The following is a 25,202-nucleotide window of genomic DNA, read 5'->3' on the forward strand; positions in this document are numbered from 1 at the left end:
TTGGCTGCGGTACCGCGCGGGATCACCACGGCTGCCGACGTCGTCGGCGTGGGGTTCGGACCGTCGAACCTGGCGCTCGCGGTGGCGCTGGAGGAGGTCGGCACGCTGACGGCCGGCTTCTTCGAGCGCCAACCGCGGTTCGGCTGGCACCGGGGGATGCTGCTCGACGGGGCGACGATGCAGGTGTCCTTCCTCAAGGACCTGGTGTCCATGCGCAACCCCGCGAGCAGGCACAGCTTCGTGGCCTACCTGCACGCCCGGGGCCGGCTGCCGGGGTTCATCAACAGCAAGACGCTCTACCCGCTGCGGATCGAGTTCCACGACTACCTGGAGTGGGTGGCCGGGCACTTCGCCGACGCCGTCGCCTACGGCAGCGAGGTGGTCGGCATCGAACCGGTCGCCGAGGACGGCGCGGTCGAGCACCTGGACGTGCTGGTGCGCCGGGACGGCCTGGTCACGACCCACCGCGCCCGCAACGTGGTGATCGCCACCGGCCTGGTGCCGGTGCTGCCGCCGGGCGTGCGCGACTCGGCCCGCGTCTGGCACAGCGGCGAGCTGCTGCACCGGGTGGAGGCGCTGGGGGCGCTGGAGCCGCGCCGGGTGGCCGTGATCGGGGCGGGCCAGAGCGCCGCCGAGGTCACCGACCACCTGCACCGCGCGCTGCCCGGCGCGGAGGTGCTCGCGGTGTTCTCCCGGTACGGCTACAGCGTGGCCGACGACAGCCCGTTCGCCAACGCGGTGTTCGACCCGGAAGCGGTCGACCTGTTCTTCGACGCGCCGCCCAACACCCGGGCCCAGCTGCTGGCGTACCACGCGAACACGAACTACTCGGTGGTGGACGCCGACCTGTCCGCGCACCTGTACCGGACGCGCTACCGGGAGCAGGTGCTGGGCACGTCGCGGTTGCGGATCGTCAACGCGTCCCGGTTGCACGACCTGGTCGAGACCGACGACGGGGTGACGCTGCGGGTCGAGCACCTGCCCACCGGCGCCGTGTCCGCGCTCGACGTGGACGCCGTGGTGTGCGCGACGGGCTACCGGCCCGCGGACCCGACGCCGATGCTGCGCGGCCTGGCCAAGCTCGACGCGACGGGCCGGCCGGTGCTGGACCGGGACTACCGGGTCGTGACCTCGGACTCCGTGCACTGCGGCATCTACCTCCAAGGCGCGGTCGCCGAGCCCTCGCACGGGCTGTCCGCGGGCCTGCTGTCGACCACGGCCGTGCGGGCCGGGGAGATCGTCCGGTCGATCGTCGGCCACGGACGGTGAGGGGGTCGCCATGTACGTGCCACCGCTGTACCGAGCCACCCACGACGAGTGGCCGCGCGCGATCGTGCGGGACTACCCGCTGGCCACGCTGGTCACCAACGGGCCGCGCACCCCGCTGGCCACGCACCTGCCCGTCGTCCGGCCGCCCGACGCGCCGCAGGACGGCGACCTGGTCGGCGCCACGCTGTGGGGCCACCTCAACCGGGCGAACGGGCACTGGCGCGCGCTGGCCGACCGCCCGGCCGCGGTGCTGATCTTCACCGGGCCGAACTCCTACATCACGCCGACCACCTACCGCACCTCGCCGGCCGCCCCGACCTGGGACTTCGTCTCCGTGCACCTGCACGGCCGGGTGGAGCCGCTGGACAGCCGGGAGGAGTCGCTGGACGTGGTGAAGCGGACGGCGGAGGTGTTCGAGGCCGCGTTCGGCGACGGGTGGGTGGCCGAGTCGTCGCACGAGTACTTCGGCCGGATCGTCGGCGGCGTGGGTGCGTTCCGGTTCCACGTCGAGTCGGTGGACTCGATGTTCAAGCTCAGCCAGGAGAAGCCCCCCGAGGTGCAGGCCCGGATCATGGCGAGCCTGGGCGAGGCCGGCCGGGGCACGGCGCTGGAGCTGTGCCGGATCATGCGGCTGCACGGGCTGGGGCGTGACGAAGTGGAGGGCACATGACCGCTGCGACCCCGACCCTGTGGGGCGGCCCGGCGCGACCGCCGTGCCTGCTCGACTCCCTGGTGCGGGCGGCCCGCGAGCACCCGGAGCGGGTCGCCGTGGTCGACGGCGACCGCTCGTTCACCTACGCCCGGCTGCACGGGTGGGTCGGCGAGGTCGTCGCCCTGCTGCACGAGCGGGGCGTGCGCCCCGGCGACCGGGTCGCGGTGGCGGGCGCCCGCAGCGCCGAGGTCGTGACCGCGTTCCTGGCGGTGGCCGCGGTCGGCGCCACCTACGTGCCGCTGGACGCGGAGTACCCGGAGCGCAGGTTGACCCACATGCTGGCCGACAGCGGCGCGTCGCTGCTGCTGCACGCCGGCGCGCGGCCCGCGTTCGACTCGCCCGCCGTGCCGGTGGCCGTGCCCCCGCCCGGTCCCGGCGCGGCCTACGACGTGGTGGCGTGCTCGCCCGACCTGCCGGTGTACGTGATCTACACGTCCGGCTCGACGGGCTGGCCGAAGGGCGTCGCCCTCCCGCACAGCTGCCTGGACGGCATGGCCGAGTGGCAGCGCACCCACTCGCCGCGGCCGGACCTGCGCACCGCCCAGTTCGCGCCGCTGAACTTCGACGTGTCGTTCCAGGAGGTGCTGGGCACGCTGTGCGGCGGCGGCACGCTGGTGATCGTGCCCGAGGAGCTGCGGCAGGACCCGTTCGAGCTGCTGGACTGGCTCGCCGAGCACCGGGTGGAGCGGCTGTTCCTGCCCAACGTGGCGCTGACCATGCTGGCCGTGGCGGCGTCCGCCGAGGACTCCCTGGACCACCTGGCGCTGGTCGAGGTCAACACGGCGGGCGAGCAGCTGGTGTGCACGCCCGCGATCCGCGAGCTGTTCGAGCGGCTGCCGGGGTGCCGGCTGACCAACCACTACGGGCAGAGCGAGTCGGCGATGGTCAGCTCGCACGTGCTGACCGGGCCGCCCTCGTCGTGGCCCGCGCTGCCGCCGATCGGCGTGCCGCTGCCGGGCTGCGAGCTGCTGCTCGACCCGACCGACCCGGACGTGCCGGACGTGGGCGAGCTGCTGGTGGCGGGCCTGCCGGTGGCGCTGGGCTACCTGAACCAGCCCGAGCTGAACGAGCGCCGTTACGTGGAGGTGCCGCGGACCCCGCACGGCCACACGCGGGCGTTCCGCACCGGCGACCTGGTGCGGTTCGCGGACGGGGTGGCGTGGTTCCTCAGCCGCCTGGACCACGACGTGAAGATCCGCGGCTACCGGGTGAACCCGCTGGAGGTGGACGCCTGGCTGCTGGAGCAGCCGGGGGTCGCGGCGGCGGTGTGCGTCGTGGTGGAGGCGGGCGAGGGCGCGCGCAGCCTGCGCGCCGCCGTCACCGCGAAGGCGGGCGCCGAGCTGGACGTGCCGGGCCTGCTCAAGGCCCTTGAGGGCGTGCTGCCCGAGCACGCCGTGCCGCAGTCGGTCGCCGTGCTGCCCGCGCTGCCGCGCACCCCGAGCGGGAAGGTCGACCGCGAGGCGGTGTCCGCGGCGCTCGCCGCGATGCTCTGAAGTGCGACGGCGAGGAGGGCCGCCCCGCGCGGGGTGGCCCTCCTGGTCGTCGCCCGGTCAGCCGGCGGGCTGCTCGGTCGGGATCTCCTTGACCGAGCGGATGCGGGTGCAGGCGATGTAGGCGCCGGAGCTGAGGATGCCGATCGAGCCGATGACGAGCGCGGTGGTGGCGCTGAGCACGTTGCCGACCACGCCGCCGAGCAGCGCGCCGAGCGGGCAGACTCCCATCACGATCATCCGGATCGAGGCGTTCATCCGGCCCTGCAGGGCGTCGGGCGTGACCGCGGACCGGTAACTGCGCTGGTTGACGTTGTAGACGATGACCATCACCGCGTCCACGAAGTGCATGACGATGATCAGCACCACCGCCGCGGGCTTGGGCACCAGCGTGGCCACGGGCACCAGCAGGGACGCGCCGCCCGCCAGCCACTGCGTGACGACCAGCAGCGTGCCCAGCGGCAGCTTGCGCGACACCCAGCCGGAGATCACCGCGCCCACCACGCCGCCGACGCCGGACGAGGACAGGATGAGGCCGATGTAGATCGGCTCCAGCGCGAGCGTGCGGGTGATGAAGATCAGGAACACCGGCTCGATGAAGAACGTGAACAGGTTGAACAGCAGCGCGGTGACGGCAAGCGTGCGCACGATCGGGTTGCCGAAGACGAACCGCAGGCCCTCCCCCACCTCCCGCCAGAAGTCCGGCTTGCGGGCGTCGGGCTGCTCCTCGTCGTCCTCGTCCTCGGGCTCGGCGTGCGGATCGACCTTGATGCGCTGCGTGAACACCGCCGACAGCGCGTAGGCCGCGGTGTTGAACAGCAGCGCGAACGGCGCGGTGAGCACCTGCACCAGCGCGCCGCCCACCGCCTCGCCCGCCATGCGGGAGGCGTTGTTGCTGATCTCCAGCTTGCCGTTGCCGTCGACCAGGTCGCGCCGGCCGACCACGCTGGGCAGGAAGGAGGCGCTGCCGATGTCGGCCACCACCGTGCCCACGCCGATCAGCACCGCGATGACCAGCAGGAACGGCATGCTGAGCAGGTCGAGCACGGCGGCCAGCGGCACGAGGAGCAGCAGCACGCCCCGCCCGAGGTCCGCCGCGATGATCACCGGGCGCTTGGGCAACCGGTCCAACCACACGCCCGCGAACAGGCTCACCACGAGGTAGGGCAGGAACGACACCGCCGACAGCACGCCCATCTCCAGCACGCTGGCGTCCAGGGTGAGCGCGGCGAGCAACGGGATCACACCGGCGGTGATCTCCGCCGCGAACAACGACAGCGTCTGCCCGAACCACAGGTTGCGGAAATTCGCCTGCCGGAACAAACTGCCGGGCTGGCCATTCATCACGTGTGCCTTCCGGAGGGAAACCGGACGCCGGGTCCCTGGTCGCGTCGGAACTCGTCCACCCAGAATTGGAACGCCGGGTCGACCGATCCAACATACTCGGCCAACCCATTCAGGTCCTCGGCGCCGTCCGGTTCCGGTTCGGTCCCCAATTGGGGCATCTGCGTCATCAGGTACATGGCGGCCTCGGTGTAGCCGGCGGCCACCCACTTGTGCCACGCGGCGTCGCGATCGGATTCCTGCCCGGCGAACAACCGCTCGTCGCGGGTGCGCGGCGGCAGGGACGCCGCCGCGGCGTCGACGCGCAGCGCGATCCGCCTGCCCAGGACGTACGCCACGGCGATGCCCTTGCGCAGGCAGAACGTCAGCGCCTCGGCGGCGGTGTCCACGATCGGCTCGCCGCGGTCGTTGAGGGAGGTGTTGCACAGCACCGGCACGCCGGTCGCGTCGTGGAACGCGCGCAGCGCCCGGTGCAGCAGCGGGTTGTCGGCGGCGGTCACGGTCTGGTGCCGGGCCGAGCCGTCGAGGTGCAGGATCGCGGGGACCAGGTCGCGCACCTCCGGCCGCACGGCGACCGCTTCGAGCATGAACGGCGACGGGCGGTCCGTGGCGAACCACTCGCCCGCGTGCTCGGCCAGCACGACCGGCGCGACGGGCCGCCACCACTGGCGCTGCTTGTGCTCGTTGAGCAGTTGCTTGGTCTTCGCCGACCGCGGGTCGCCGAGGAGGCTGCGGTGGCACAGGGCGCGCGGCCCGATCTCGGCGGCGCCGTCCACCCACGCCACCGGCGCCCTCGCCACGTCGAGCACGAACCGGTCGGGCGAGAAGTCGTCCACCTCCTCGACCCACGGCGCGAACTCGGCCAGCGCCTCGTCCAGGTCGGTGACCTCGGCGCCGTGGTAGGCGGTGCCCAGCCGGTGCCGCGCGGTGTCGAACGCGCCGCCGGCGTAGAAGCCGAGCAGGCCCAAGCCGTAGGACTGGCCCGAGTCGTTGGCGCACGGCGGGGTGAGCAGGCCGCGGAAGCCGAACCGGTCGAGCAGGGCGGTGTTGGTCGGGCAGTTGAGCGCGTAGCCGCCGCTCATGGACAGGTACGCGGTCGAGGGGTCCACCCCGGTCAGGTCGAGCAGGCTGCGCACGTTGCGCACGGCGACCAGCTCGCACGCCCGCTGCACGACCTTCATCACCGCGCTCTGGAGGTTCTCCTCCTCGGTGAAGTCCGGGTCGGGTTCCCGGCGCGCCAACTGCCCGCGGGCGGCCGCGACGATCGACTCCACGAACGGGACGGCCTCGGACACCGGGTGCACCCGGCCGCCGCGGAGGTCCAGCGCGGTCACGCGCTCGACGTCGAACTCGATGTCGACGGTCGAGGCGGAGGCCAGCGCCATCAGCGTGCCCGGCTCCTTGCCGAACAGCTGCTCGGCCGCCGAGTACAGCGGGGCGGGCGAGTCGACCGGCGCGTAGGTGATCCGGCCCCGCCGCGACACCGCGCCCGCGTACCAGTAGGGCTTGGCGTCGCGCTCCAGCACGAAGTCCGGCGCGGCGTCCACGGCCATCGCCACGATGGTGCCCTCGGCGAAGACGTCGCTGTCCATCAGCAGCCCGCTGAACAGGTGGGCCAGCGAGTGCACGGCGTAGTCCTCGGTGCCCGGCGGCAGGGGCACGTCCCGCGCGGCGGGCAGGCCCGGCGTGCCCCAGGTGGCGCCGACGTCGGCGAGGGTCAGGCCCTCCGCGGCGAGCAGTTCGGTCAGCACGGCCTCGGCGCGTTCGGGGGTGTAGAGCGGCCAGTAGTGGTGCTTCTGCCCGCTGAACCGCTCCAGCTCCCACAGGCGGACCAGCTCGACGGCGGTCGCGGTGCGCCGCCAGAGGCTGATGTTCTGGTCGTGCCGGGGTCGGAGCACGGCGTGCTCGCCCGGCGGGGTCAGGTAACAGCTCAGGACGTACTCGGCCACGCTCGTCCCCCTGGTTGTGCGGCGAGTGCCTCGGTCATCGTCCGGTCGAGTTCGGCCACCAGGTGGTCGGGCGCGGACAGGAACGCGTGGTGGCCCCCGGCCAGCACGGGCGCGGAGAACCGGCCGTCCGGCGCGTACTCGCGCCAACCGCCCATCTGCTCGGGCCGGATCTCGACGTCGTCGGCCCACCCGACGGCGCACACCGCGCTCGACAGGGTCATCGGCTCGTCCAGCCGGTAGCGCTGGTTCGCGCCGATGTCGGCGCGCAGCACGCCGAGCCCCAGGTCGATCATGTCGGGATCCGGGTCGCCGCCCATCGCGCGGGTCAGGCCGGCCAGCTCGGCGCCCAGCTCGGCGTCGGTCATGGACAGGAACCGCCCGTACGGCCCGTCGTGCGGGGCCACCTGGGAGGACATGAACAGCACGGTGGGCGCCGGTCCGCCCGTCTCGTGCAGCCGCACGGCGGTGGCGAACGCCGCGAGCGCGCCGCCGCAGTGCCCGAAGAACGCGAACGGCCGGTCCAGGTACGGCAGCAGCGGCGGCACGGCGGCCTCGGCGAGGTCGGTGTAGCCACCGTAGTGCGGCTCGCGGATGCGGTTCTCGCGGCCGGGTGGCTGCACCGCGCAGACCTCCATCGACCCGACCCGCGCCGGCCACCGGGCGTACATCGACGCGCCCAGCCCGGAGTAGGGGAAGACGAACAGGCGGGCGGCGGCGTCCGGGTCGGGCCGCCGCAGCAACCACCTACCTCGACGCGGCGGGGACGACATCGGATCCTCCCTCCAGCTCGGCCGCGGCGCCCGGCCGCAGGACGGCGCGCACCGGCATGCTCCGGATGCCCGCCACGAAGTTGGACCTCAGGTGCGCCACCGGGCCGGCGGGCTCGAACCGCTCGACCAGCCGCACCAGCTCGCCGAACAGCAGGCGCAGGGCGATGCGCGCGAGCGGCGCCCCGATGCAGTAGTGCGGGCCGAACCCGAACGCCACGTGGCGGTTGGGCGTGCGGGCGACGTCGAACCGGTAGGGGTCGGCGAAGACCCGCTCGTCGCGGTTGGCCGAACCCAGCCAGGCCACGACCGCCTCGCCCGCCCGGATCGGCTGCCCGCTCAGCTCCGTGTCGACCACGGCGTAACGCATGAAGTGGTTCGCGGGCGACGCCCAGCGCAGCCCTTCCTCCACTGCGAGGGACGTCTGGTCGCGGTCGCCGGTGAGCCGCGCGTACTCGTCGGGGTGCTCGGCGAACGCCTGCACGGTCGCGGCCACGGCGTGCGGTGTGGTGACGTTCGCGCCCAGCAGCAGGCTGTAGCAGTTGTAGACCAGCTCGTCGGCGCGCATCCCGCGACCGCCGAGGTCCATCGCCTTGAGGAACCCGATCAGGTCGTCGCGCTCGCCGCGGCCCTGGACCTGCTCGGCGAAGTACTCGAACAGCTCGTGGTGGGCGGCGACCAGCGAGCCGTGCCCGGCCTCCGCGCCGAACGACGGGTCCTCCGGCGCGACGGCCATCGTGGTGAGCCGGGCCAGCTCCGGCCAGTCCGCCTCGGGCAGGCCCATCAGCGCGCCGGTGAACTCCATCGGGAAACCCGTGCCCGCCTGCGCCACGTCCCACGGCTCGCCACCCGCCAGCGGGGCGATCATCCGCCGCACCACGGCGAGCACCGAGGGGTGACGGGACCGCAGGGCGGCGAACGACAGCGCCTTGGCCATCGGCTCGCGCATGGCGGTGTGCACGGGCGGGTCGCTGGCGGCCATCATCTTGTTCGCCGCCGGGTCGACGCCGCCGAGGATGGACAGGAGCGTGCCGCGCCTGGAGGTGAACCTGGTGTGGTCGCGCAGCACGGCGCTGACGTCGGCGTGCCGCGTCACGGACGCGAACCCGCGCCCGTCCGGCAGCACCTGGCGGTGCACGGGCGCGCGCTCACGCATGGCGTGCCACACCACGTGCGGGTCGCCGTCGGAGTAGGTGGCGGCGTCGAACAGGTCCACCGCGTCGAGGTCGACCGCCTCGTGGCCGGTCGGCGCGCTCAGCCTCATCGGGGTTCCCCCGCCGCGTCCAGGTGCTCGGCCAGCTCGGCGATCGTGGGGTTCTCGTAGAACGTGCGGGCGCGGACGAACGTGCCCCGCTCGTTGGCGATCTCCGTGGTGATCACCGTCGCGAGCAGCGAGTGGCCGCCCAGCTCGAAGAAGTCGTCGTCCACGCCGACCTCGTCGACCTCCAGCACATCGGCCCACAGCCGGGCCAGCCACTGCTCCAGCTCGCCGTCCGGAGCGCGGTAGTCGGTGTCGAGGTCGGGCCGCGCGCGCACCGGTGTGGCGGCCAGGGCCGCGCGGTCCACCTTGCCGTTGGGGGTCAGCGGCAGCGCGGGCAGCCGGCTGAACGTCGCGGGCACCATGTGCCGGGGCAGCGCGGCGGCGAGCGTGCGCCGCAGCTCGGCGACGGAGACCAGGCCCTCGGTGGTGTAGAAGGCGGCCAGCCGCTTGCCGCCCGACCGGTCGGGCTGCGCCACCACCGCGGCGTCGGCCACGTCCGGGTGCGCGGTGAGGGCGGCCTCCACCTCGCCGGGCTCCACCCGGAACCCGCGCAGCTTGACCTGCGCGTCGGCGCGGCCGACGAACTCGTACGAGCCGTCGGGCAGCCGGCGGGCGAGGTCCCCGGTGCGGTACATGCGCCCGCCCGGTGTCGCCGGGTCCGGCAGGAACCGCTCGGCGGTCAGCCCGGGCCGGTCGAGGTAACCGTGCGCCAAGCCCTCGCCCGCCGCGTACAGCTCGCCGACCTCGCCGTCCGGCACCGGCCGCAGGTCGGCGTCGAGCAGGTGCACCGCGCCGCCGCGGATCGGCGTGCCGATCGGCACGGTCGCCGTGGTGAGCCGGCCGCGGACGGGGTGGCAGCAGGTGAAGGTGGTGTTCTCGGTCGGGCCGTAGCCGTTGACCAGGACGGTGTCCGGCAGCAGCGCCACCGCCTTGTCCACGTGGGACGGTGACAGCACGTCGCCGCCGGCGATGAGCTGCCGCACGCCCTTGAGGTCCGCCGGGGCGGTGTCGACGACCTGGTGGAACAGACCGGCGGTCAGCCACGCGACGGTGACGCCCTCGGCGCGCACGACCTCCGCGACCTCCGCGGGCGACAGGTCGCCCGGCGGCGCCACGGCCAGGCGGGCGCCGTTGAGCAGGGCGCCCCACACCTCCAGCGTGGAGGCGTCGAACGCGATCGGGGCGTGCTGGAGGACCACGTCGTCCGCGGTGAACGTGGCGAAGTCGGGCTCGTGCACGAGCCGGGCCACGGCGCGGTGGGGCACGCACACGCCCTTCGGCGTGCCGGTGGACCCGGAGGTGTAGGCGATGTAGGCCAGGTCCTCCGCGCCGACCTCGACGTCCCGGCCGCGCGGTCCGTCGACCAGGACGTCGTCCTCGGTCAGCACGACGGACGCCCCCGCGTCGGCGAGCACGGCGGCCCGCCGCTCCGGCGGGTCGTTCGGGTCCAGCGCCAGGTAGCACGCCCCGGCGCGGAGGATGCCCAGCAACGCGACGGCGAGCAGCGGCGACCGCGCCAGGTGGACGGCCACCACGTGCCCGCGCCGGACACCGCGCCCGCCCAGCGCGTGGGCCAGGCGGGCGGACGCCTCGTCCAGCTCCGCGTAGGACAGCCGCTGCCCGGACCCGCTCACGGCGGTCCGCCGCGGCACGGCCGCGACCTGGCGCGCGAACAACGCAGGGATCGTCCGCATGTCACACCCCCTCGGTCTCGTCCCCATGTCAGGCCCCTCCGGCGTCGAGCGCGGTCCACCGGGCGGTCGAGGTGGCGACCAGGTCGCCGTCCGGCCCGTACACGCTGGTCAGGTTCACCGCGGTCCGCCCCCACCGCTCCTCCCGGCGCGCGACGACGACGTGCGGCGCGCCGGGCCGCGGCGGCCGGACCACCTCCGCGGTCATCCGGGTCAGCACCATCGGGTCCGCGCGCGGGTCGGCGGTCCAGCCGCCGGGGCAGTCCAGCACGCCCCACAACACCTCGGTCGACGCCTCCTCGGGCACCCACCCGCACGCCACCACGCCGTCGCGCCCGGCCACCGGGCCCGGTGCGAGCCGCAGCCCGTCCTCCCGGTCGTGGCCGCACACGAAGCAGGTCGGGAACGGGTGGTCGCGGTGGCCCAGGTAGCCCTCGGAGGCGCGCCGCGCCTCGCCCGGCGACACCGGCTCCACCACCGGGACGGGTTTCCGCGCCCCGCTCACCGTGGCGATGAGCCGGTCGCCCAGCCACAGGTGCGACCGGCGCGCGCCCGCCTCCAGCCGCATCGGCGTGTCCAACGGCGGCGGCGCGATCAGGGTGACCACGGCGTGCCCGGCGGCGGGCGGGGCGAGCCCGGCCAGCAGCCCGCACGCGTACCCGCCCTGGCCGGAGTCGGGCGGCCCGTTGAAGCGGGCCGGGATGGTGACCTCCATCAGGCACCCACCCTCTGCGGCGCGCAGGTCGACTCGACGCACAGCGACGTGTGCAACGACACCGTCCCGGACAGGCCGCGGCACTGCTCGACCACGAAACGCACCTTGTCCTCGCGGGCCGGGTCGTGGTCGGCGATGAGGACGCCGATCACCGTCCCGCTGTGCGCGATCACCAGGCCGAGCGCGTCCACCTCCGCGCCGATGCGCCGCAGCGACGCCAGCAGCGGGCGCGGCCGGACCTTCGTGCTCAGCTCGGCGCTGCGGGTGGAGACGGCGCCGACCGCGGCCAGGTCGTGCCCGCGCACCGCCGCGGTCAGCGCGTCCAGCAACTCGGCGTACTCCGCCCGGTCCCGCGCGGAGTACGGCTTGGGCACCCGGTTGTGCCGCACGGTGTCCACCTGGCCGCCCTCGTCGACCCCGACGATGGTCAGCACCGGCAGGCAGCCCAGGCGTTCCCGCAGCCGCACCTCGCGGTGGTAGAACGCCACGATCCCGTCGTGCATGACCCCGTCCGTGGGCTCGATGTGCCGCAGGAACCCCTCGATCGCCACGGCGTCGAGCGGCTGCTCCAGCGCGGCGGCCACGGCCCGCGCGGTGGCCACCAGGTCGGCGGAGGAGCTGGCGAGGCCCTTGCCCTCGGGGAGCCTGCCCGCGAGTTCGAGCACGCCGCCGCCGCGGTGGCCGCCGGTGGCGAGCATCCGCTCCACCAGCAGCCGTGACTTGTCCTTGTTCGGCGGGGTCACGACCACCGGGTCGTGCTCGCCGGTCAGCTCGAACCGCGCCGACGAGTACTCGGTGATCGGCAGCGTGACCAGGAAGTCGCGCTCCTCCTCGGGCAGCACGCCCTGGAGCAGTTCGCCGAACGTGCCGAAAGCGCGGCCGTGGCCGATGCGGGTCACGCGCGGCCTCCCCCGTCGAGGTCGAGCAGCGCCGCGACCGCCGCCGCGTGCGGTGGCCGCACGAGCGAGAAGTGGTCGGCGGGCAGGTCGTGCACGGTGAAGCGGCCGGTGACGTGCCGGGCCCAGTGCCCCGCGCTGTCGTGCTCGCGGTTCTCCTCGCCCTGCACGAACACCGCGTCGCCGCCGTGGCGGCCCGGCCGGTGCCGGGCGTGGGCGCGCACGTTGGCCTCGAACACGGCGAGCAGCGCGTCCGCGTCCCGGCCGTGGTCGTCGCCGAGTTCCCGGCGCAGCTGCTCGGCCAGGTCCGCGCCGTCCGCGTCGTCGGGGTCGTACTGGCCCGGGTAGGACGGGTCGACCATGGTCAGCGAGGCGACGCGGTCCGGCGCGCGGACCGCCATCTCGTGCGCCACCACCGCGCCGAACGACCAGCCGGCCAGGTGGTGCCGGGGCAGGTCGCGCAGCAGGTCGAGGTAGGCGGCGGCGGTCTCCCCGACGCTCGCGGCGGGCCGGGCCGCGGCCGACACCCCGTGCACCGGGTGGCGCGGGTCGATCGCCTCGACCAGCGCCCGGTAGGCGAGCAAAGTGCCGCCCGCCGGGTGCACCAGCACCACGGGCGTGCCGTCGAGCCCGGGGCGCAGCAGGTGCAGCCGGGGCCGGTCGTCCACGCCCGCGCCGCCGTCGGTGAGCCGGGCCGCGATCGAGCGGACCGTGCCGCCGTCGAGCAGCTCGGTCACCGGCAGCGCCCGGCCGAACCGCTTGCGCACCGCGGTGAGCAGCCGCAGGGCCTTGAGCGAGTGGCCGCCCAGCTCGCCGAACGTGTCCAGCACGCCCACGTCCTCGACGCCGAGCACGTCGCGCCACAGCTCCAGCAGCACGCGTTCGGCCTCGGTCGCGGGCTCGACGGCGGACGGCCGGTCCCGTCGCACCTCGACGGCGGCCAGTGCCTTGCGGTCCACCTTGCCGTGGGGCGACAGCGGGATCGCGTCCACCGACTGCCACAGCTGCGGCACCATGTGCTCGGGCAGCCGGTCCAGCAGGAAGGCCCGCAGCGCCGCCGGGTCCGCGTCGCCGACGAAGAACGCGGCCAGCGCGCCGTCCCGGGCCACGACCGCGCACTCGCGCACGCCGTCGTGCCCGCCCAGCACCGCCTCCACCTCGGCCGGCTCGACCCGGAACCCGCGCACCTTGACCTGGTCGTCCGCCCGGCCCAGGTACTCCAGCTCGCCGCCCGGCAGGCGCCGGGCCAGGTCGCCGGTGCGGTACAGGCCGTCGACGAACCGCTCGGCGGTCAGGTCGGGCCGGCCCACGTACCCGTCGGCGAGGCCGACGCCGCCGATGTGCAGCTCGCCGGTCACGCCGAGCGGCACGGGCCTGCGGCGCGCGTCCAGCACGTGCAGGCGGACGTTGGCGATGGGTCGCCCGATCGGCACGACCGCGCGCCCGTCGTCGCGGCACCGCCAGTGGCTGACGTCCACCGCGGCCTCCGTCGGCCCGTACAGGTTGACCAGCTCGGCCGGGTGGGTGGCGAAGAACCGCTGCTGGAGGTCGTGCGGCAGCGCCTCGCCGCTGGCGAACACCCGCCGCAGCGACGTGCACGCGGGCACGCCGTCGTCGTCCAGGAACGCCCGCAGCATCGACGGCACGAAGTGCAGCACCGTCACCCCGGCCTCGCGGACGAGTCGGGTCAGGTAGGCGGGGTCGCGGTGCCCGTCCGGCCGGGCCACGACCAGGCACGCGCCGGTCATCAGCGGCCAGAAGAATTCCCACACCGACACGTCGAACGAGTACGGCGTCTTCTGCAGCACGCGGTCGTCCGGCCCGATCGGGTACTCGTCCTGCATCCACAGCAGCCGGTTGGCGATGGCGCGGTGCGAGACCACGACGCCCTTGGGCCGGCCGGTCGAGCCGGACGTGAAGATCAGGTACGCCGGGTCGTCCGGTGTCACCGCCGTCTCCGGCGGGGTGTCCGGCTGGTCGGCGGGGACGTCCAGGCGGTGCGCGCCGGGCAGGTCCCCATCGGCCAGCAGCACCACCGGCCGCGCCTGGTCGACCATCTCGCGGATGCGCGCCGGCGGGTTGTCCGGGTCCAGGGGCAGGTACGCCCCGCCCGCGCGCACGACCGCGTGCAGCGCGACGACCAGCTCCACCGACCTCGCGGCGCTCACGCCGACGAACGTGCCGGGGCCGACGCCGAGCGCGACCAGCCGGTGCGCGAGGCGGTTGGCGCGTGCCTCGAACTCGCGGTAGGTCAGCACGGTGTCCTCGAAGCGCACGGCCGGCGCGTCCGGTTCGCCGCGGGTGAGGGCGTGCAGCAGGTGCGGCCGGTCGTAGTGCCGGTCGGTGTCGTTCCACGCGGCGAGCTGCGCCCGTTCCCGCTCCGGCCGCAGCTCCGCGTCGATGTGCGACCCGTCCGGGTCCGCGACGAGCGCGTGCAGCGCGGCCAGGTAGTAGTCGCGCGCCCGCTCGACCTGCCCGGTGTCGAGCCGGGTCCGGTCGTGCCGCAGGCCGATGGCGATCTCGCCGGTCTCGGCGTCGCGGAAGAACTCGGCGCCGAACGGGAAGTTGGTCGGCACCACGCTGTCCTCGTCCAGCAGCTCCAGCACGTCGCCGGACGGCTGGTCGCGCGAGACGTGGAAGTGCGTGTAGTTGAAGAACGTCTCGAACAGCGGCTCGCCGCCGTGCGCGCGTTGCAGCTCGGCCAGCGGGAACCGGCGGTGGGGCTGGATCGCCAGGTCCGTCCCGGCGACCTGCCGCACCAGGTCGGCCCACGTGCCGTCGGCCAACCTCACCCGGAACGGCACGGTGTTGAGGAACAGGCCCAGGACGCGGTCGCCGTCGGTCTGCTCGCCGCGGCCGTGGTAGACCACGCCGGTCACCACGTCGTCCCGCCCCGACAGCAGCGACATCACGCGCAGGTGGGCGGCCAGCAGCACCACGCGCACCGACACCTTGAGCCGGTTGGCCAGCGCCAGCAGCCCCTCGCCGACCTCGGCGGGCACGGTGAACTCCGCCATGGCCATGTCCGGCTCGGCCGTGGCGGGGCCGCCCAGCGGCAGGGCGCCCGCCGTGACGTCGTCGAGCAGGTCGGTCCAGAACGCGCGGTGGGCGTCGTCGGCGAGCGCGGCGCGTTCGAGGGCGACGAACTCGCGGAAGCGGGCACGGGGCGGCGGCGGCACCTCGCGGTCGTGGCCGAGCGCCCGGACGTAGAGGGTGAGCAGCTCGGCGAACAGCGACCGGCCGCTCCAGCCGTCCATGATCGCGTGGTGCTCGACGATCCACAGCTGCGCCTCGTCGTCGGCGCGGCGCTGGACGTGGAAGCGGATCAGCGGCGGGCGGGTCCAGTCGAACGGCCTGGCCCGCTCGGCGCGGAACCGCGCGGCCACGGCCGCCTCCACGTCGACCGCGCCGCGCAGGTCCTCGAACGTGAGCGGGGTGGGCACGTCGGCGTGCACGAGCTGCACCGGCTCGGTGAACCCGGCCACCGCGAACGACGTGCGCAGCACCTCGTGCCGGGCGAGCAGGGCCGTCACGGCCTCGCGCCACGCGGCCTCGGAGTGCTCCGCCCTCAGGTGGTAGGTGGCGACGTTGTGGTAGAGCTGCTCGGAGTCGGCCGACTCGCTGTGGTAGAGCATCCCCGCCTGCAACGCCGACAGCGGGTAGGCGTCGACCACGTCGTCGCCGATCAGCTCCCGGTCGGCGGGCGTGAGCAGGTCCAGGCGGCCGTCCTCGGCGGTGTCGCCCGACTCGACCAGCGTGGTGCGCGGCGCGAGTTCGCGGATCGTCTGGTGCAGCACGAGGTCGGTGACCTTGATGCCGAGGCCGTGCTCGCGGGCCCGGGCCAGCAGCTGCACGCTGCGGATCGAGTCGCCGCCGAGCTCGAAGTAGTTGTCGTCGATGCCGACCGGATCGCGCCCGAGCACCTGCGCCCAGATGCCCGCCAGCACGGCCTCCACCGCGTTGGTCGGCGCGGCGTACGGCGCCGGCTCGTCCCAGTCGTCCACTTCGGACTGCCGCGGGCGGCCGGCGGCCGGGGCGAGCGGCCGGTCCGGGTCGGCGGCCACCTCCTCCAGCAGCCGGGCGTAGCGCTCGGCGAACCGGCCCACCTGCTCGGCGGTGAACAGGTCCGACCGGTACTCGAAGTTCGCGCCCGCGCCGCGCCCGCGGTCGGTGACCTCCAGGCTGAGCGGGAACTTCGCCGTGCCCGAGTCGAGCAGGAACGGCGTGAAGCCGACCCCGGCGGCCGTGCGGGCGCCGTCCCCCGGCTCGAAGAAGGTGAACAGCACCTGGAAGACCGGGTGGCGGTCGCCCGCGCGCGGCGGCTTCACCTCCTCCACCACCAGCTCGAACGGCACGTCCTGGTTGGCGAAGGCGTCCAGCGCGGTGTCGCGCACGCGGTGGAGCACATCGCGGAACGTCGGGTCGTCGTCCAGCCGGACGCGCACCGCCAGCGTGTTGACCAGGAAGCCGACCGTGCCCGCGAACTCGGGCCGGGCGCGGTTGGCCGACACCGTGCCGACGATGACGTCGTCCACGCCGGACAGCTCGCGCAGCAGCACCTGGAAGGCCGCCAACCCCACCATGAACAGCGTCGCCCCGGTCTCGGCGGCCAGCTCCCGCAGCCGCTCCACCGCGCCGGTCGGCAGGTCGAACGGCAGGTCCGCGCCCGAGGGCGGGCCGCCCGCGCCCTCGCCGGGCAGCTCCAGCACGGGCAGCGGGTGCGCCAGCACGGCGCGCCAGTGCGCGAGCTGCGCCGCCGCGGCGGGCCCGGCCAGCCACTCGTCCTGCCAGCCGGAGTAGTCGGCGTACTGGAACTCGGGCTCGGGCAGGTCGGGCTCGCGGCCCGCGGCGTGCGCCGCGTAGCCCTCGACCACCTCGTGGAACACGAGGTCGGCCGACCAGCCGTCGCACACGATGTGGTGCATGGTCAGCACCAGCACCGCTTCGGTCCTGCCCGGGCGCAGCAGCGCGACCCGGAACAGCGGCCCGCGCTCCAGGTCGAACGGCCGCGCCGCCTCACGGGCCACCCGGTCGTCGGCCCAGCCGGGGCCGTCGACCGCACCCGGCCGCGCCACCGTGAACTCGGGCTCCGCCACCGGGTCCACCACCTGCGCCAGCTCACCGTCGACGAGCGCGAAGCGGGTGCGCAGCGCCTCGTGCCGGGCGACCACGTCGGCGACGGAACGGCGCAGCGCGGCCTCGTCCACGTCACCGGTCAGCCGGTAGCACAGCGGCACGTGGTAGGTCGGCGCGTCGCCGACCACCTGCTGCACGAAGAACATCTGGTACTGCGCCCGCGACGCCGGGAACACGTAGACGCCCGCCGTCGAACCCGGGTCGGCGCTCATCCGGTCGGTGCTCATCCGCGCGGCCCTCGCTCCACCACGGCGCGGACCACCGCCACCGCCCGGTCCACGTCGGCCTCCGTCACGCCGGAGTGCGTGACGGCGCGGATGCGCCCGTGGCCCAGCTCGCCCACGGCCAGGCCCTCGGCTGCGGCGGCGGCCACGAACGCCTGCCAGCTGAACCCGTGCACGCGGAACATCACGATGTTGGTCTGCACCTGCGCGGGGTCCACTTCGACGCCGTCCACACCGGCCAGCCCCTCGGCGAGCCGGCGGGCGTTGGCGTGGTCCTCGGCGAGCCGGTGGGCGTTGGTGATGGCGAGGATGCCCGCCGCCGCGATCACCCCGGCCTGGCGCATCCCCCCGCCCAGCAGCTTGCGCAGCCGCCGCACCGCGGTGATGAACTCCGCCGGGCCGGCGACGATCGAGCCGATGGGCGCGCCCAGGCCCTTGGACAGGCAGAACTGCACGGAGTCGACGTGCTCGGCGATCCGCGCGACCGGCACGCCCGACGCCACGGCGGCGTTGAACACCCGCGCGCCGTCCAGGTGCACGGCGACCCCGCGCTCGTCGGCGAACCGCCGCACCTCCGCCAGGTAGCCCGGTGGCAGCACCTTGCCGCCCGCCCGGTTGTGCGTGTCCTCCAGGCAGATCAGCGCGGGGAGCGCGAACTGCGGGTCGTCCGGGTCGTCGGGGAAACCGCGGGCCAGGTCGTCCAGGGCCAGCGTGCCGTCGGCGGCGGTGCGGACCGGCTCGTAGACCACCCCGCCCACCACGGCCGCGCCGCCGGCCTGGTAGATGTGGATGTCGGACTCGTCGCCCACGAGCACCTTCGCGCCGCGCGGGGCGTGCGCCATGATCGCGGTGAGGTTCGCCATGGTGCCGCTGGGCGTGAGGCACGCCGCCTGCTTGCCGAGCGTGGCGGCGGCCAGCTCCTCCAGCTCGCGCACGGTCGGGTCCTCGCCGTACACGTCGTCGCCCAGCGGCGCGGCGACCATCGCCTTGAGCATGTCCGGGGTGGGCAGGGTGAAGGTGTCGCTGCGCAGCTCGATCACTGGTCGCCCTCCGACTCGATGCGGGTGTCGATCCGGCCGAGCGCGGCGGTGAGCGCGGCGTCGACCTCCTCCGGGCTCGCGGCGCGGGCGATGACGTAGCCCAGGCGGTCGTAGGCGTTGGCGGGCGGGCGCACGGTCGCGCCGACCCGGGCGGTGACGGTCACCTCGACCACCCCGGGCACGGCGCGGGCGGCGGCCACCCCGTCGACCCCGCGCAGCACGCCGTGCTCCGGCGCGAGCAGGAACGCGATGCCCGCGTGCCCGGTGTCCCCCGCGGCCAGCTCCGGTGGCAGGCCGGCGCCCACGCGCAACTGCTGCTCCAGCAGCTGCACCCCGGTGGCCAGGCGGATCAGCTCGGGGATCATGCCGCCGGCGAGCCTCGGGTTCACCTCCACCACGGCCGGGCCGCGCTCGGTCAGCACGACCTCGGTGTGCGTGGCCCCCAGCGTCATCCCGGCCGCCTCGACCGCCCGCCGGGCGGCGTCGGCGAGCGCGTCGGCGTCCGCGGGGTCGAGCGGCGCGGGGAAGAGGTGCCGGTGCTCCACGAAGTGCGGCCCGCCGGTGACGGACTTGCGCGTGACGCCGACCAGGTGCGACTCGCCCGCCCAGCCGAACAGCTCCACGCTGAACTCCGGGCCGCGCGCGTACTGCTCGACCAGCACGCGGCGGGCGGTCGGCAGGCCGCGGACGTTCTCCCGCACCGCCAGCACGCGTTCGGCCGCCGCGGCGACCTGCGCGGTGTCGTGGCACAGCACCACGAGGTTGGAGCCGGAGTCGTCCACGGGCTTCACCACGCACGGCAACCCGACGTCGGCGACCGCCGCGGCCACGGCGTCCGCCGTCACCGGCTCGTCCAGCACCGCGTACCGGGGCTGCGGCACACCCTCCTCGGCCAGGCGGCGGCGCAGCAGCGACTTGTCGCGGCACGTGCGCACCGCGTCCACCGGGTTGCGCGGCAGGCCCAGCCAGGCGGCGAGGTCGGCCACGGCGGGGGCGTAGAAGTCGCTGGTGCTCACCACCCCGGCCACCTCCTCGCGCCGGAACCGGTCCTGCACGGCGGTGCGCAGCGCGCTCGGCGAGTTCGTGTCGCACACCAGCACCTCGGCTCCGGTGGCGGCCAGCCCCGCGTACCGCTCGGGCTTGCCGGTCAGCAGCACCGGCCGCAGGCCCAGGCCGGCGGTGAGGTCCAGCGCGAGCATCCCCGTGCCGGTGGTGTTGGCCTCCACGAACACCAGGTGCCGGTCGAGGTCCCGGCCGCTCTTGTTCACCGACCGGGACCACCGGTCGACCTCGGTGCCGTAGTCGACCTGCTCGGGCGCGTCGGCCACGGCCAGGTCGGCCAGCCCGGACGAGGCCCAGTACTCGTCGCTGTAGACGGTGTCGGCGTAGCGGTCGCCGCGGTCGGGGAAGATGCCCACGATGCGGGTGCCCGGCTCGGCGCGCGACGCCACGTCGGTGAGCACCCGGTAGACCGAGCCGGACGTGTTGCCCGCGAAGATCTGCTGCTCGGCCGCCAGCGCCCGGGTCGCCGCGAACGCCTCGTGGTCGTTCAGCCAGTGCACCTCGTCGACCAGGGTGCGGTCGAGGTTCTTGGGCAGCAGGCTGTTGCCCAGGCCGCTCTGCCGCCGGCGCGGCTCGTCGGGCTGGTCGAACAGGGCGCTGCCGACGCAGTCCACGCCCACCACGTGCAGGTCCGGCAGGCTCTCCCGCAGGGCGCGCGACGTGCCGCACAGCGAGCCGCCGCTGCCGACGGACCCGACCAGCACGTCGACCGAGCCGAGGTCGTCCAGCACCTCGCGGGCCAACTTGCGGTACGCGCCGGGGTTGTCGGGGTTGCTGTACTGCTGCGGCCAGAACGCGCCGGGCAGGTCGGCCATCAACCGCTCCAACGCCTCCAGGCGCGCGCTCTGCCAGCCGTGCGAGGTCATCGCCTCCACGACGTGCACCCGGCACCCGAGGGCGCGCAGCTTCGCGAGCGTCATCCGGTCGATGCGCGGGTCGGTGACGATGTGCACCGGGTGGCCGAGGGCGGTGCCGACCAGCGCCACGCCGAGCGCCATCGTGCCCGACGAACTCTCCACGATGTGCGCGCCGTCGGCGAGCGCGCCGACCCGCTTGGCCTCCAGCACGATGTTCGCGGCCACGCGGTCCTTCATGCCGAACAGGTTCTGGAGTTCCAGCTTGGCGTAGACCTCGACCCCCTCGGCCGCGGGCACGCGCAGGCGCACCAGCGGCGTGTGGCCGATCGCGTCGGTGATGTCGTCGAAGATCATTCTCGGCTGCTCCCCCGGTTCCGCCGCTACCCGATGTCCCGCGCGCGGTCGAGCCTGGCGCGCCGTGCCGCCCACTCCCCCTCCAGCGCGGCGTGCTCCACGGCCTGCGCGTCGAGTTCGGCCGCGACGGCGTCCGGGTGCGCGGACCCGGCGGTCGGCGTGGCCCGCAGGCTGCGGTCGGTGTCGAACGCCTCGGCCAGCAACCCGCCCGGCTCGGCCACGACGTACCCGGCCTCGGTCGCGATGCGGGTCAGCAGCGCCGCGTCGGGCTCGGTCGGCGGCAGGCCCGCGTCGAGCGCCGCCACCACGTACCGGCCGGCCAGCACCTGGGCCTGCCGCCACGGCACGCCCGCGTGCAGGGTCAGCGAGGTGGCCAGTGCGAAACCGCCCAGGTACTCCCGCTCGCACGCCGCGCGCATCCGGTCGGCCCTGAACTCCAACCGCCGGAGCACGGCGGTCAGCAGCCGCACCACGGACCGGGCCGTGTCGAGCGCGTCGTACAGCTGGGCGCCGGCCTCCTTGGACACCTCGACCAGGTTCGTGTACGGCGTGCCGCGCTGCCCCAGCACGGCGTCCACGTGGCACGAGGTGAGGTGCGCGGTGCGACCCCGGATGCGTTCCAGCACCGGGAAGTTCTTCTTCTGCGGCATCGCCGAGGAGATCCCGCTCAGCTCGTCGGGCAGGTCGACGAAGCCGAACCCGGCGCCGGCCCACGTGATCAGGTCGGTGGCGAACCGGCTCGTGGCCACGCCGAACAGGGACAGCTCGGCGGTGATCTCGGCGGCCCACGCCCGGGACGCCACGTCGGTGAGCGCGTTGCGCCCGGCCCCGGCGAACCCGAGCAGGCGCGCCATCCGGTCGCGGTCCCACGGCAGGTTCTGGCCGGTCATCGCGCCCGCGCCGAGCGGGCAGGCGTCGATGCCGTCGTAGGTGGCCAGCAGCCGGCGGCCGGTGTGCAGCAGGCGGCCGGACTGCGCGGCCAGGTAGAAGCCGGGCGTCATCACCTGCGCCGCCTGGTAGTGGGTGTGCCCCGGCATCGGGCTGGTCAGGTTCGCCGCGGCCAGGTCGTGCGCCGCGGTGGTGAGCCCGAGCAACCCCTCGCCCAGGTCGACCAGGCGTTCGCGGGCGAACATCAGCTGCGCGCACGCCTGGAGGTCGTTGCGGCTGCGGTCCACGTGCCAGTGCGGCACGGGCCGGGACAGCCGGGCCTCGACGTGCCGCTCGACGGCGAAGGCGACGTCGGACAGGTTCACCCGCGGGTCGGCGGTCAGCGTGTCCGGGCCGATCCCGGCGAGCAGCGCGTCCACGTCGTCCGCCTGCGCGGGCGTGAGCACCCCCATCCGCCGGTACTCGGCCACGAGCACCCGTTCGACCGCCACGTAGTGCGGCAGCAGGTGGCGGACCTCCCGCTCGAACTGCGGGCGCAGCACCTCGTCGTGGAGCAGGTCGGCCGGGTTCGCGGCCAGCCGACCGGTCAGCGCCGTCACGCCACGCCCTGGGACATCTTCCGCCGCAGGCTCAACGGGCGCATGTCCGTCCAGACCTCGGCGATGTGGGCCAAACACGCGTCCTTCGTGCCGGTGACCCCCTCGGCACGCCACCCCGCCGGGACCTCCCGGTCGGCGGGCCACACCGAGTACTGCTCCTCGTCGTTCACCACGACCGCGTAGGCGCGGGTGTCCTCGTCCTCGCGATCGGCCATGCCGTCCACCCCTTCCTCCGTCGTCATCCGGTCCTCGGCGGTCACTCGGCGCCCCCGAGCAGCGCCCGCACCTCGTCCTCGGACATGTCGTCGATCTTCGCCACCAGCAGGCGCTCGATCTCCCCGGCCAGCTCCGCCACGGTGGGCGTGCTGAACACCGCGCGCACCGGCAGGTCGACGTCGAACCGCTGCCGCACCCTGGCGGAGAAGCGGGTCGCCATCAGCGAGTGGCCGCCGAGGTCGAAGAAGTCGTCCCGCGCGCCGACGCGCTCCAGCCCCAGCAGTTCGCGCCAGATCTCGGCGACGGCCTCCTGGGCGGGCCCTTCACAGGGCACGTACTCGGCGTCGCCGCCGCGCGGGCGCTCCGGTGCGGGCAGCCGCTTGCGGTCGACCTTGCCGTTGCTGTTGAGCGGCAACGAGTCCAGCACGACGACGACCGAGGGCACCATGTGCTTGGGCAGCCGGTCGGCGACCAGGTCGCGCAGGTCCTCGGGGTCGGGCGCGCGGTCGGCCCGCGCCGGAGTGGTGTAGGCGACCAGGTGGTCGTCCTCGCCGAGGCGGCGCAGCACCACGACCGCGTCGCGCACCAGCGGCGAGCCGCGCAGGGCCGACTCGACCTCGCCCAACTCGACCCTCATGCCCCGGATCTTGACCTGGTGGTCGTCGCGGCCGACGAACTTCACCGTGCCGTCGGGCCGCCGGTAGCCGCGGTCGCCGGTGCGGTAGAGCCGTTCGCCGGGCGAGAACGGGTTCGGCAGGAACGCCCGCGCGGTGGCGGCCGGGTCGCCGAGGTAGCCGCGCGCCAGGCCGACGCCCGCGATGTGGAGGTCGCCCACCTCGCCCGGCGGGACCTCGCGGAAGTCGGCGTCGAGCACGTGCACCCGGTTGTTGTCGAACGGCAGGCCGACCGACACCGCGCCGGTGTCCGCCGCGTCCGCCGGGCCGCACGTGTGGTTGGTCGAGTCGATCGACACCTCGGTCGCGCCCCAGGTGTTGTGCAGGCCGACGGACGGCAGCAGCGCCAGGAACCGGCTCACCGTCGCCGGCGGCAGCGCCTCGCCGCTGGACGTCACGTCGCGCAGCGCCGACAGGTCCCACCCGCCGCGCTGCTCGATCTCGTCCAGCAGCATCGTGAGCATGCTCGGCACCACCTGGAGGTAGACCGAGCGGTGCTCGTGGAGCGCGTCGAGGATCGCCCGCGGGTCGCGGTGCAGGCCGGGTTCCAGCACGGCGACCCGGGCGCCGACCGTGAGCGGCCAGAACAGCTCCAGCGCCGAGTCGTCGAACGTCAGCGTCGTCTTGTGCAGCACGGTGTCGCCCGGCCGCAGCCGGTGCTGGCGCTGCGACCAGGTCATCCGGTTCACCCAGCCCTCGTGGCTGCTCGCCACGCCCTTCGGCACGCCCGTGGAGCCGGAGGTGAAGTACACGGACACCAGGTTCGCGCCGCACGCACGCCGGTCGGGCCGGTCGGTCCGCGGCGGCGCCGACGGCGGCACGGCCGTCACGTCCTCGGGCAGCAGCGGGCGGTACCCGTCGGCGGCCACGCAGACGCGCGCCCCGGCGACCCGCGTGATCTGCGCGATCCGGTGCACGGGCAGCTCGGGGTCCAGCGGCAGGTACGCGCCGCCCGCCTTCAGGATCGCCAGCAGCGCGACCACCATCTCCACCGACCGGTCCACGCACAGCGCCACCACGTCGTCCAGGCCGACCCCGGCCTCGACCAACCGGTGGGCCAGCCCGTTGGCCCGCGCGTCCAGCTCGGCGTACGTCACCTGCTCGGCGTCGAAGACGACGGCGACGCGCTCGGCGCAATCCGCCACGCGGTCCTCGACCAACTCGTGCAACCCCCGGTGGGCCGGGAAGTCCGCGTCGGTCGGATCCCATTTCCCAGGCACGCTCGACCCGCCCCCTCACCGCGACAGACCGGGGCCGGGCAGCCGTCGGCCACCACCGTTCCCCAAGAATGTGATCGGTCAACGCGGAATGCGCGTCAACCGCCCCGCTCAGCTCCCCAGAACCTTCCCGCCGATTTCCGGCAAGTGCGATCAGACTCTTCCTAGCACAGGCCCTCCCGGGGTGGCAACGACCGTAGCGCGCGCCGACTCCAGCCAGGTAGCCCCTTGCGCGGACGCGGCTCTGCGTGTAGTCGAAGTACCACGCGGACACTTGTTTGACCTGGACCGGAGGTCGGGCATACTGGCCACGACAGCACGTGATCGAAATGAAGGGCAAAAGGGTGCGGCCGACCCCGGCGGAGGAAATCAGGAAGTCGTTCGTCAACTGCTCGAAAGGCGAGGCGAAGAAGCTCACCCTGCCGGCCGACCTCGATTCGAGGAACTGGGCCGAAACCGACTTCCTCGGCTGGATCGATCCGCGCGCGGTCAACAACGCCTACCTCGTGCTGCCCCGGGACGAGGGCGTGGTGGGCGTGGTGCTGCGCGCGAACACCCCGCCGAAAAGCGCGCTGCGGTCGTCCTCGTGCGCGTTCTGCCTCACCAACCACGTGCTGTCCGACGTGGGGATGTTCGTCGCCCCCAAGGCGGGCGCGGCCGGGCGCCGGGGCAACACCGTCGGCACGTACGTGTGCGCCGACCTGGCCTGTTCGGCGTACGTGCGGCGCAAGCGGCGGCCCTCGGCGCCGCAGCCGGCCGAGACGCTGGACGACGACGAGCGGATCGCCCGGATGCTGACGAACATCAACCACTTCGTCGAGAAAGTCCTCGCCTGAGGCGG

The 25,202-nt window shown here is 74.3% G+C and carries 17 protein-coding genes; 4 read left to right on the forward strand and 13 right to left on the reverse strand.

Annotated features, from left to right (window positions below):
* The 3 genes from ACFXGA_RS12875 to ACFXGA_RS12885 are packed head-to-tail and all read left to right on the forward strand — an operon-like array spanning nucleotide 1 to nucleotide 3,474.
* Complete coding sequence (locus tag ACFXGA_RS12875) at nucleotides 1-1,269, forward strand: lysine N(6)-hydroxylase/L-ornithine N(5)-oxygenase family protein (protein ID WP_378087254.1); 1,269 nt, start codon at nucleotides 1-3, stop codon at nucleotides 1,267-1,269.
* A 10-nt stretch (nucleotides 1,270-1,279) separates the two neighbouring features.
* The gene (locus ACFXGA_RS12880; protein ID WP_378087256.1) at nucleotides 1,280-1,939 is read left to right on the forward strand and encodes an FMN-binding negative transcriptional regulator; all 660 of its coding nucleotides are present in this window, start codon (nucleotides 1,280-1,282) and stop codon (nucleotides 1,937-1,939) included.
* Nucleotides 1,936-3,474, forward strand: coding sequence for an AMP-binding protein (locus ACFXGA_RS12885; protein WP_378087258.1), 1,539 nt, complete (start codon nucleotides 1,936-1,938; stop codon nucleotides 3,472-3,474). The genes ACFXGA_RS12880 and ACFXGA_RS12885 overlap by 4 nt, the downstream gene beginning before the upstream one ends.
* Before the next feature lie 57 nt (nucleotides 3,475-3,531).
* Here ACFXGA_RS12885 and ACFXGA_RS12890 read toward each other — a convergent pair whose 3' ends face one another.
* From ACFXGA_RS12890 to ACFXGA_RS12950, 13 genes are read right to left on the reverse strand one after another with little or no spacing between them, the layout of a single operon-like run.
* A complete protein-coding gene (locus tag ACFXGA_RS12890; protein WP_378087260.1) occupies nucleotides 3,532-4,815 on the reverse strand; it encodes an MFS transporter in 1,284 nt (427 codons plus the stop codon).
* Entirely contained in the window at nucleotides 4,815-6,764 is a 1,950-nt protein-coding gene (locus tag ACFXGA_RS12895; protein ID WP_378087262.1) for a carbamoyltransferase C-terminal domain-containing protein, read from the reverse strand. Before ACFXGA_RS12895 ends, ACFXGA_RS12890 begins: the two co-directional genes overlap by 1 nt.
* Nucleotides 6,746-7,534: a thioesterase II family protein gene (locus tag ACFXGA_RS12900; RefSeq protein ID WP_378087264.1), complete on the reverse strand. Its 789-nt coding sequence runs from the start codon at nucleotides 7,532-7,534 to the stop codon at nucleotides 6,746-6,748. The genes ACFXGA_RS12895 and ACFXGA_RS12900 overlap by 19 nt, the downstream gene beginning before the upstream one ends.
* Entirely contained in the window at nucleotides 7,509-8,795 is a 1,287-nt protein-coding gene (locus tag ACFXGA_RS12905; RefSeq protein WP_378087266.1) for a cytochrome P450, read from the reverse strand. Before ACFXGA_RS12905 ends, ACFXGA_RS12900 begins: the two co-directional genes overlap by 26 nt.
* A complete protein-coding gene (locus tag ACFXGA_RS12910) occupies nucleotides 8,792-10,486 on the reverse strand; it encodes an amino acid adenylation domain-containing protein (RefSeq protein WP_378087268.1) in 1,695 nt (564 codons plus the stop codon). Before ACFXGA_RS12910 ends, ACFXGA_RS12905 begins: the two co-directional genes overlap by 4 nt.
* A gap of 28 nt (nucleotides 10,487-10,514) precedes the next feature.
* Nucleotides 10,515-11,198, reverse strand: a complete 684-nt coding sequence (locus tag ACFXGA_RS12915; RefSeq protein ID WP_378087270.1) for a hypothetical protein — start codon at nucleotides 11,196-11,198, stop codon at nucleotides 10,515-10,517.
* The gene (locus ACFXGA_RS12920; protein ID WP_378087271.1) at nucleotides 11,198-12,097 is read right to left on the reverse strand and encodes a kinase; all 900 of its coding nucleotides are present in this window, start codon (nucleotides 12,095-12,097) and stop codon (nucleotides 11,198-11,200) included. Before ACFXGA_RS12920 ends, ACFXGA_RS12915 begins: the two co-directional genes overlap by 1 nt.
* Entirely contained in the window at nucleotides 12,094-17,457 is a 5,364-nt protein-coding gene (locus ACFXGA_RS12925; RefSeq protein WP_378087273.1) for an amino acid adenylation domain-containing protein, read from the reverse strand. The genes ACFXGA_RS12920 and ACFXGA_RS12925 overlap by 4 nt, the downstream gene beginning before the upstream one ends.
* Complete coding sequence (locus tag ACFXGA_RS12930; protein ID WP_378087275.1) at nucleotides 17,454-18,494, reverse strand: GntG family PLP-dependent aldolase; 1,041 nt, start codon at nucleotides 18,492-18,494, stop codon at nucleotides 17,454-17,456. Before ACFXGA_RS12930 ends, ACFXGA_RS12925 begins: the two co-directional genes overlap by 4 nt.
* On the reverse strand, nucleotides 18,491-20,767 hold the full coding sequence (locus ACFXGA_RS12935) for a pyridoxal-phosphate dependent enzyme (RefSeq protein WP_378087277.1): 2,277 nt from the start codon (nucleotides 20,765-20,767) through the stop codon (nucleotides 18,491-18,493). The genes ACFXGA_RS12930 and ACFXGA_RS12935 overlap by 4 nt, the downstream gene beginning before the upstream one ends.
* Before the next feature lie 26 nt (nucleotides 20,768-20,793).
* Nucleotides 20,794-22,254, reverse strand: coding sequence for an argininosuccinate lyase (locus ACFXGA_RS12940; protein ID WP_378087279.1), 1,461 nt, complete (start codon nucleotides 22,252-22,254; stop codon nucleotides 20,794-20,796).
* A complete protein-coding gene (locus ACFXGA_RS12945) occupies nucleotides 22,251-22,496 on the reverse strand; it encodes an MbtH family protein (protein WP_378087281.1) in 246 nt (81 codons plus the stop codon). Before ACFXGA_RS12945 ends, ACFXGA_RS12940 begins: the two co-directional genes overlap by 4 nt.
* Before the next feature lie 14 nt (nucleotides 22,497-22,510).
* Nucleotides 22,511-24,364: an amino acid adenylation domain-containing protein gene (locus tag ACFXGA_RS12950; protein WP_378087283.1), complete on the reverse strand. Its 1,854-nt coding sequence runs from the start codon at nucleotides 24,362-24,364 to the stop codon at nucleotides 22,511-22,513.
* 326 nt (nucleotides 24,365-24,690) lie between these two features.
* Here ACFXGA_RS12950 and ACFXGA_RS12955 point away from each other — a divergent pair, with 326 nt between their 5' ends.
* Nucleotides 24,691-25,197, forward strand: coding sequence for an FBP domain-containing protein (locus ACFXGA_RS12955; protein ID WP_378087285.1), 507 nt, complete (start codon nucleotides 24,691-24,693; stop codon nucleotides 25,195-25,197).
* The last annotated feature ends 5 nt before the right edge of the window (nucleotides 25,198-25,202 follow it).

This window comes from Actinosynnema sp. NPDC059335 (genome assembly GCF_042752395.1).
Taxonomy (GTDB): Bacteria; Actinomycetota; Actinomycetes; order Mycobacteriales; family Pseudonocardiaceae; genus Actinosynnema.

Excerpts from the sequence above, each read along its gene's own strand:
- ACFXGA_RS12880 (WP_378087256.1), top strand. The coding sequence starts at position 1,280 with ATGTACGTGCCACCGCTGTACCGAGCCACCCACGACGAGTGGCCGCGC.
- ACFXGA_RS12885 (WP_378087258.1), top strand. The coding sequence starts at position 1,936 with ATGACCGCTGCGACCCCGACCCTGTGGGGCGGCCCGGCGCGACCGCCG.
- ACFXGA_RS12890 (WP_378087260.1), bottom strand. The coding sequence starts at position 4,815 with ATGAATGGCCAGCCCGGCAGTTTGTTCCGGCAGGCGAATTTCCGCAAC.
- ACFXGA_RS12900 (WP_378087264.1), bottom strand. The coding sequence starts at position 7,534 with ATGTCGTCCCCGCCGCGTCGAGGTAGGTGGTTGCTGCGGCGGCCCGAC.
- ACFXGA_RS12905 (WP_378087266.1), bottom strand. The coding sequence starts at position 8,795 with ATGAGGCTGAGCGCGCCGACCGGCCACGAGGCGGTCGACCTCGACGCG.
- ACFXGA_RS12910 (WP_378087268.1), bottom strand. The coding sequence starts at position 10,486 with ATGCGGACGATCCCTGCGTTGTTCGCGCGCCAGGTCGCGGCCGTGCCG.
- ACFXGA_RS12915 (WP_378087270.1), bottom strand. The coding sequence starts at position 11,198 with ATGGAGGTCACCATCCCGGCCCGCTTCAACGGGCCGCCCGACTCCGGC.
- ACFXGA_RS12925 (WP_378087273.1), bottom strand. The coding sequence starts at position 17,457 with ATGAGCACCGACCGGATGAGCGCCGACCCGGGTTCGACGGCGGGCGTC.
- ACFXGA_RS12935 (WP_378087277.1), bottom strand. The coding sequence starts at position 20,767 with ATGATCTTCGACGACATCACCGACGCGATCGGCCACACGCCGCTGGTG.
- ACFXGA_RS12945 (WP_378087281.1), bottom strand. The coding sequence starts at position 22,496 with ATGACGACGGAGGAAGGGGTGGACGGCATGGCCGATCGCGAGGACGAG.
- ACFXGA_RS12955 (WP_378087285.1), top strand. The coding sequence starts at position 24,691 with ATGAAGGGCAAAAGGGTGCGGCCGACCCCGGCGGAGGAAATCAGGAAG.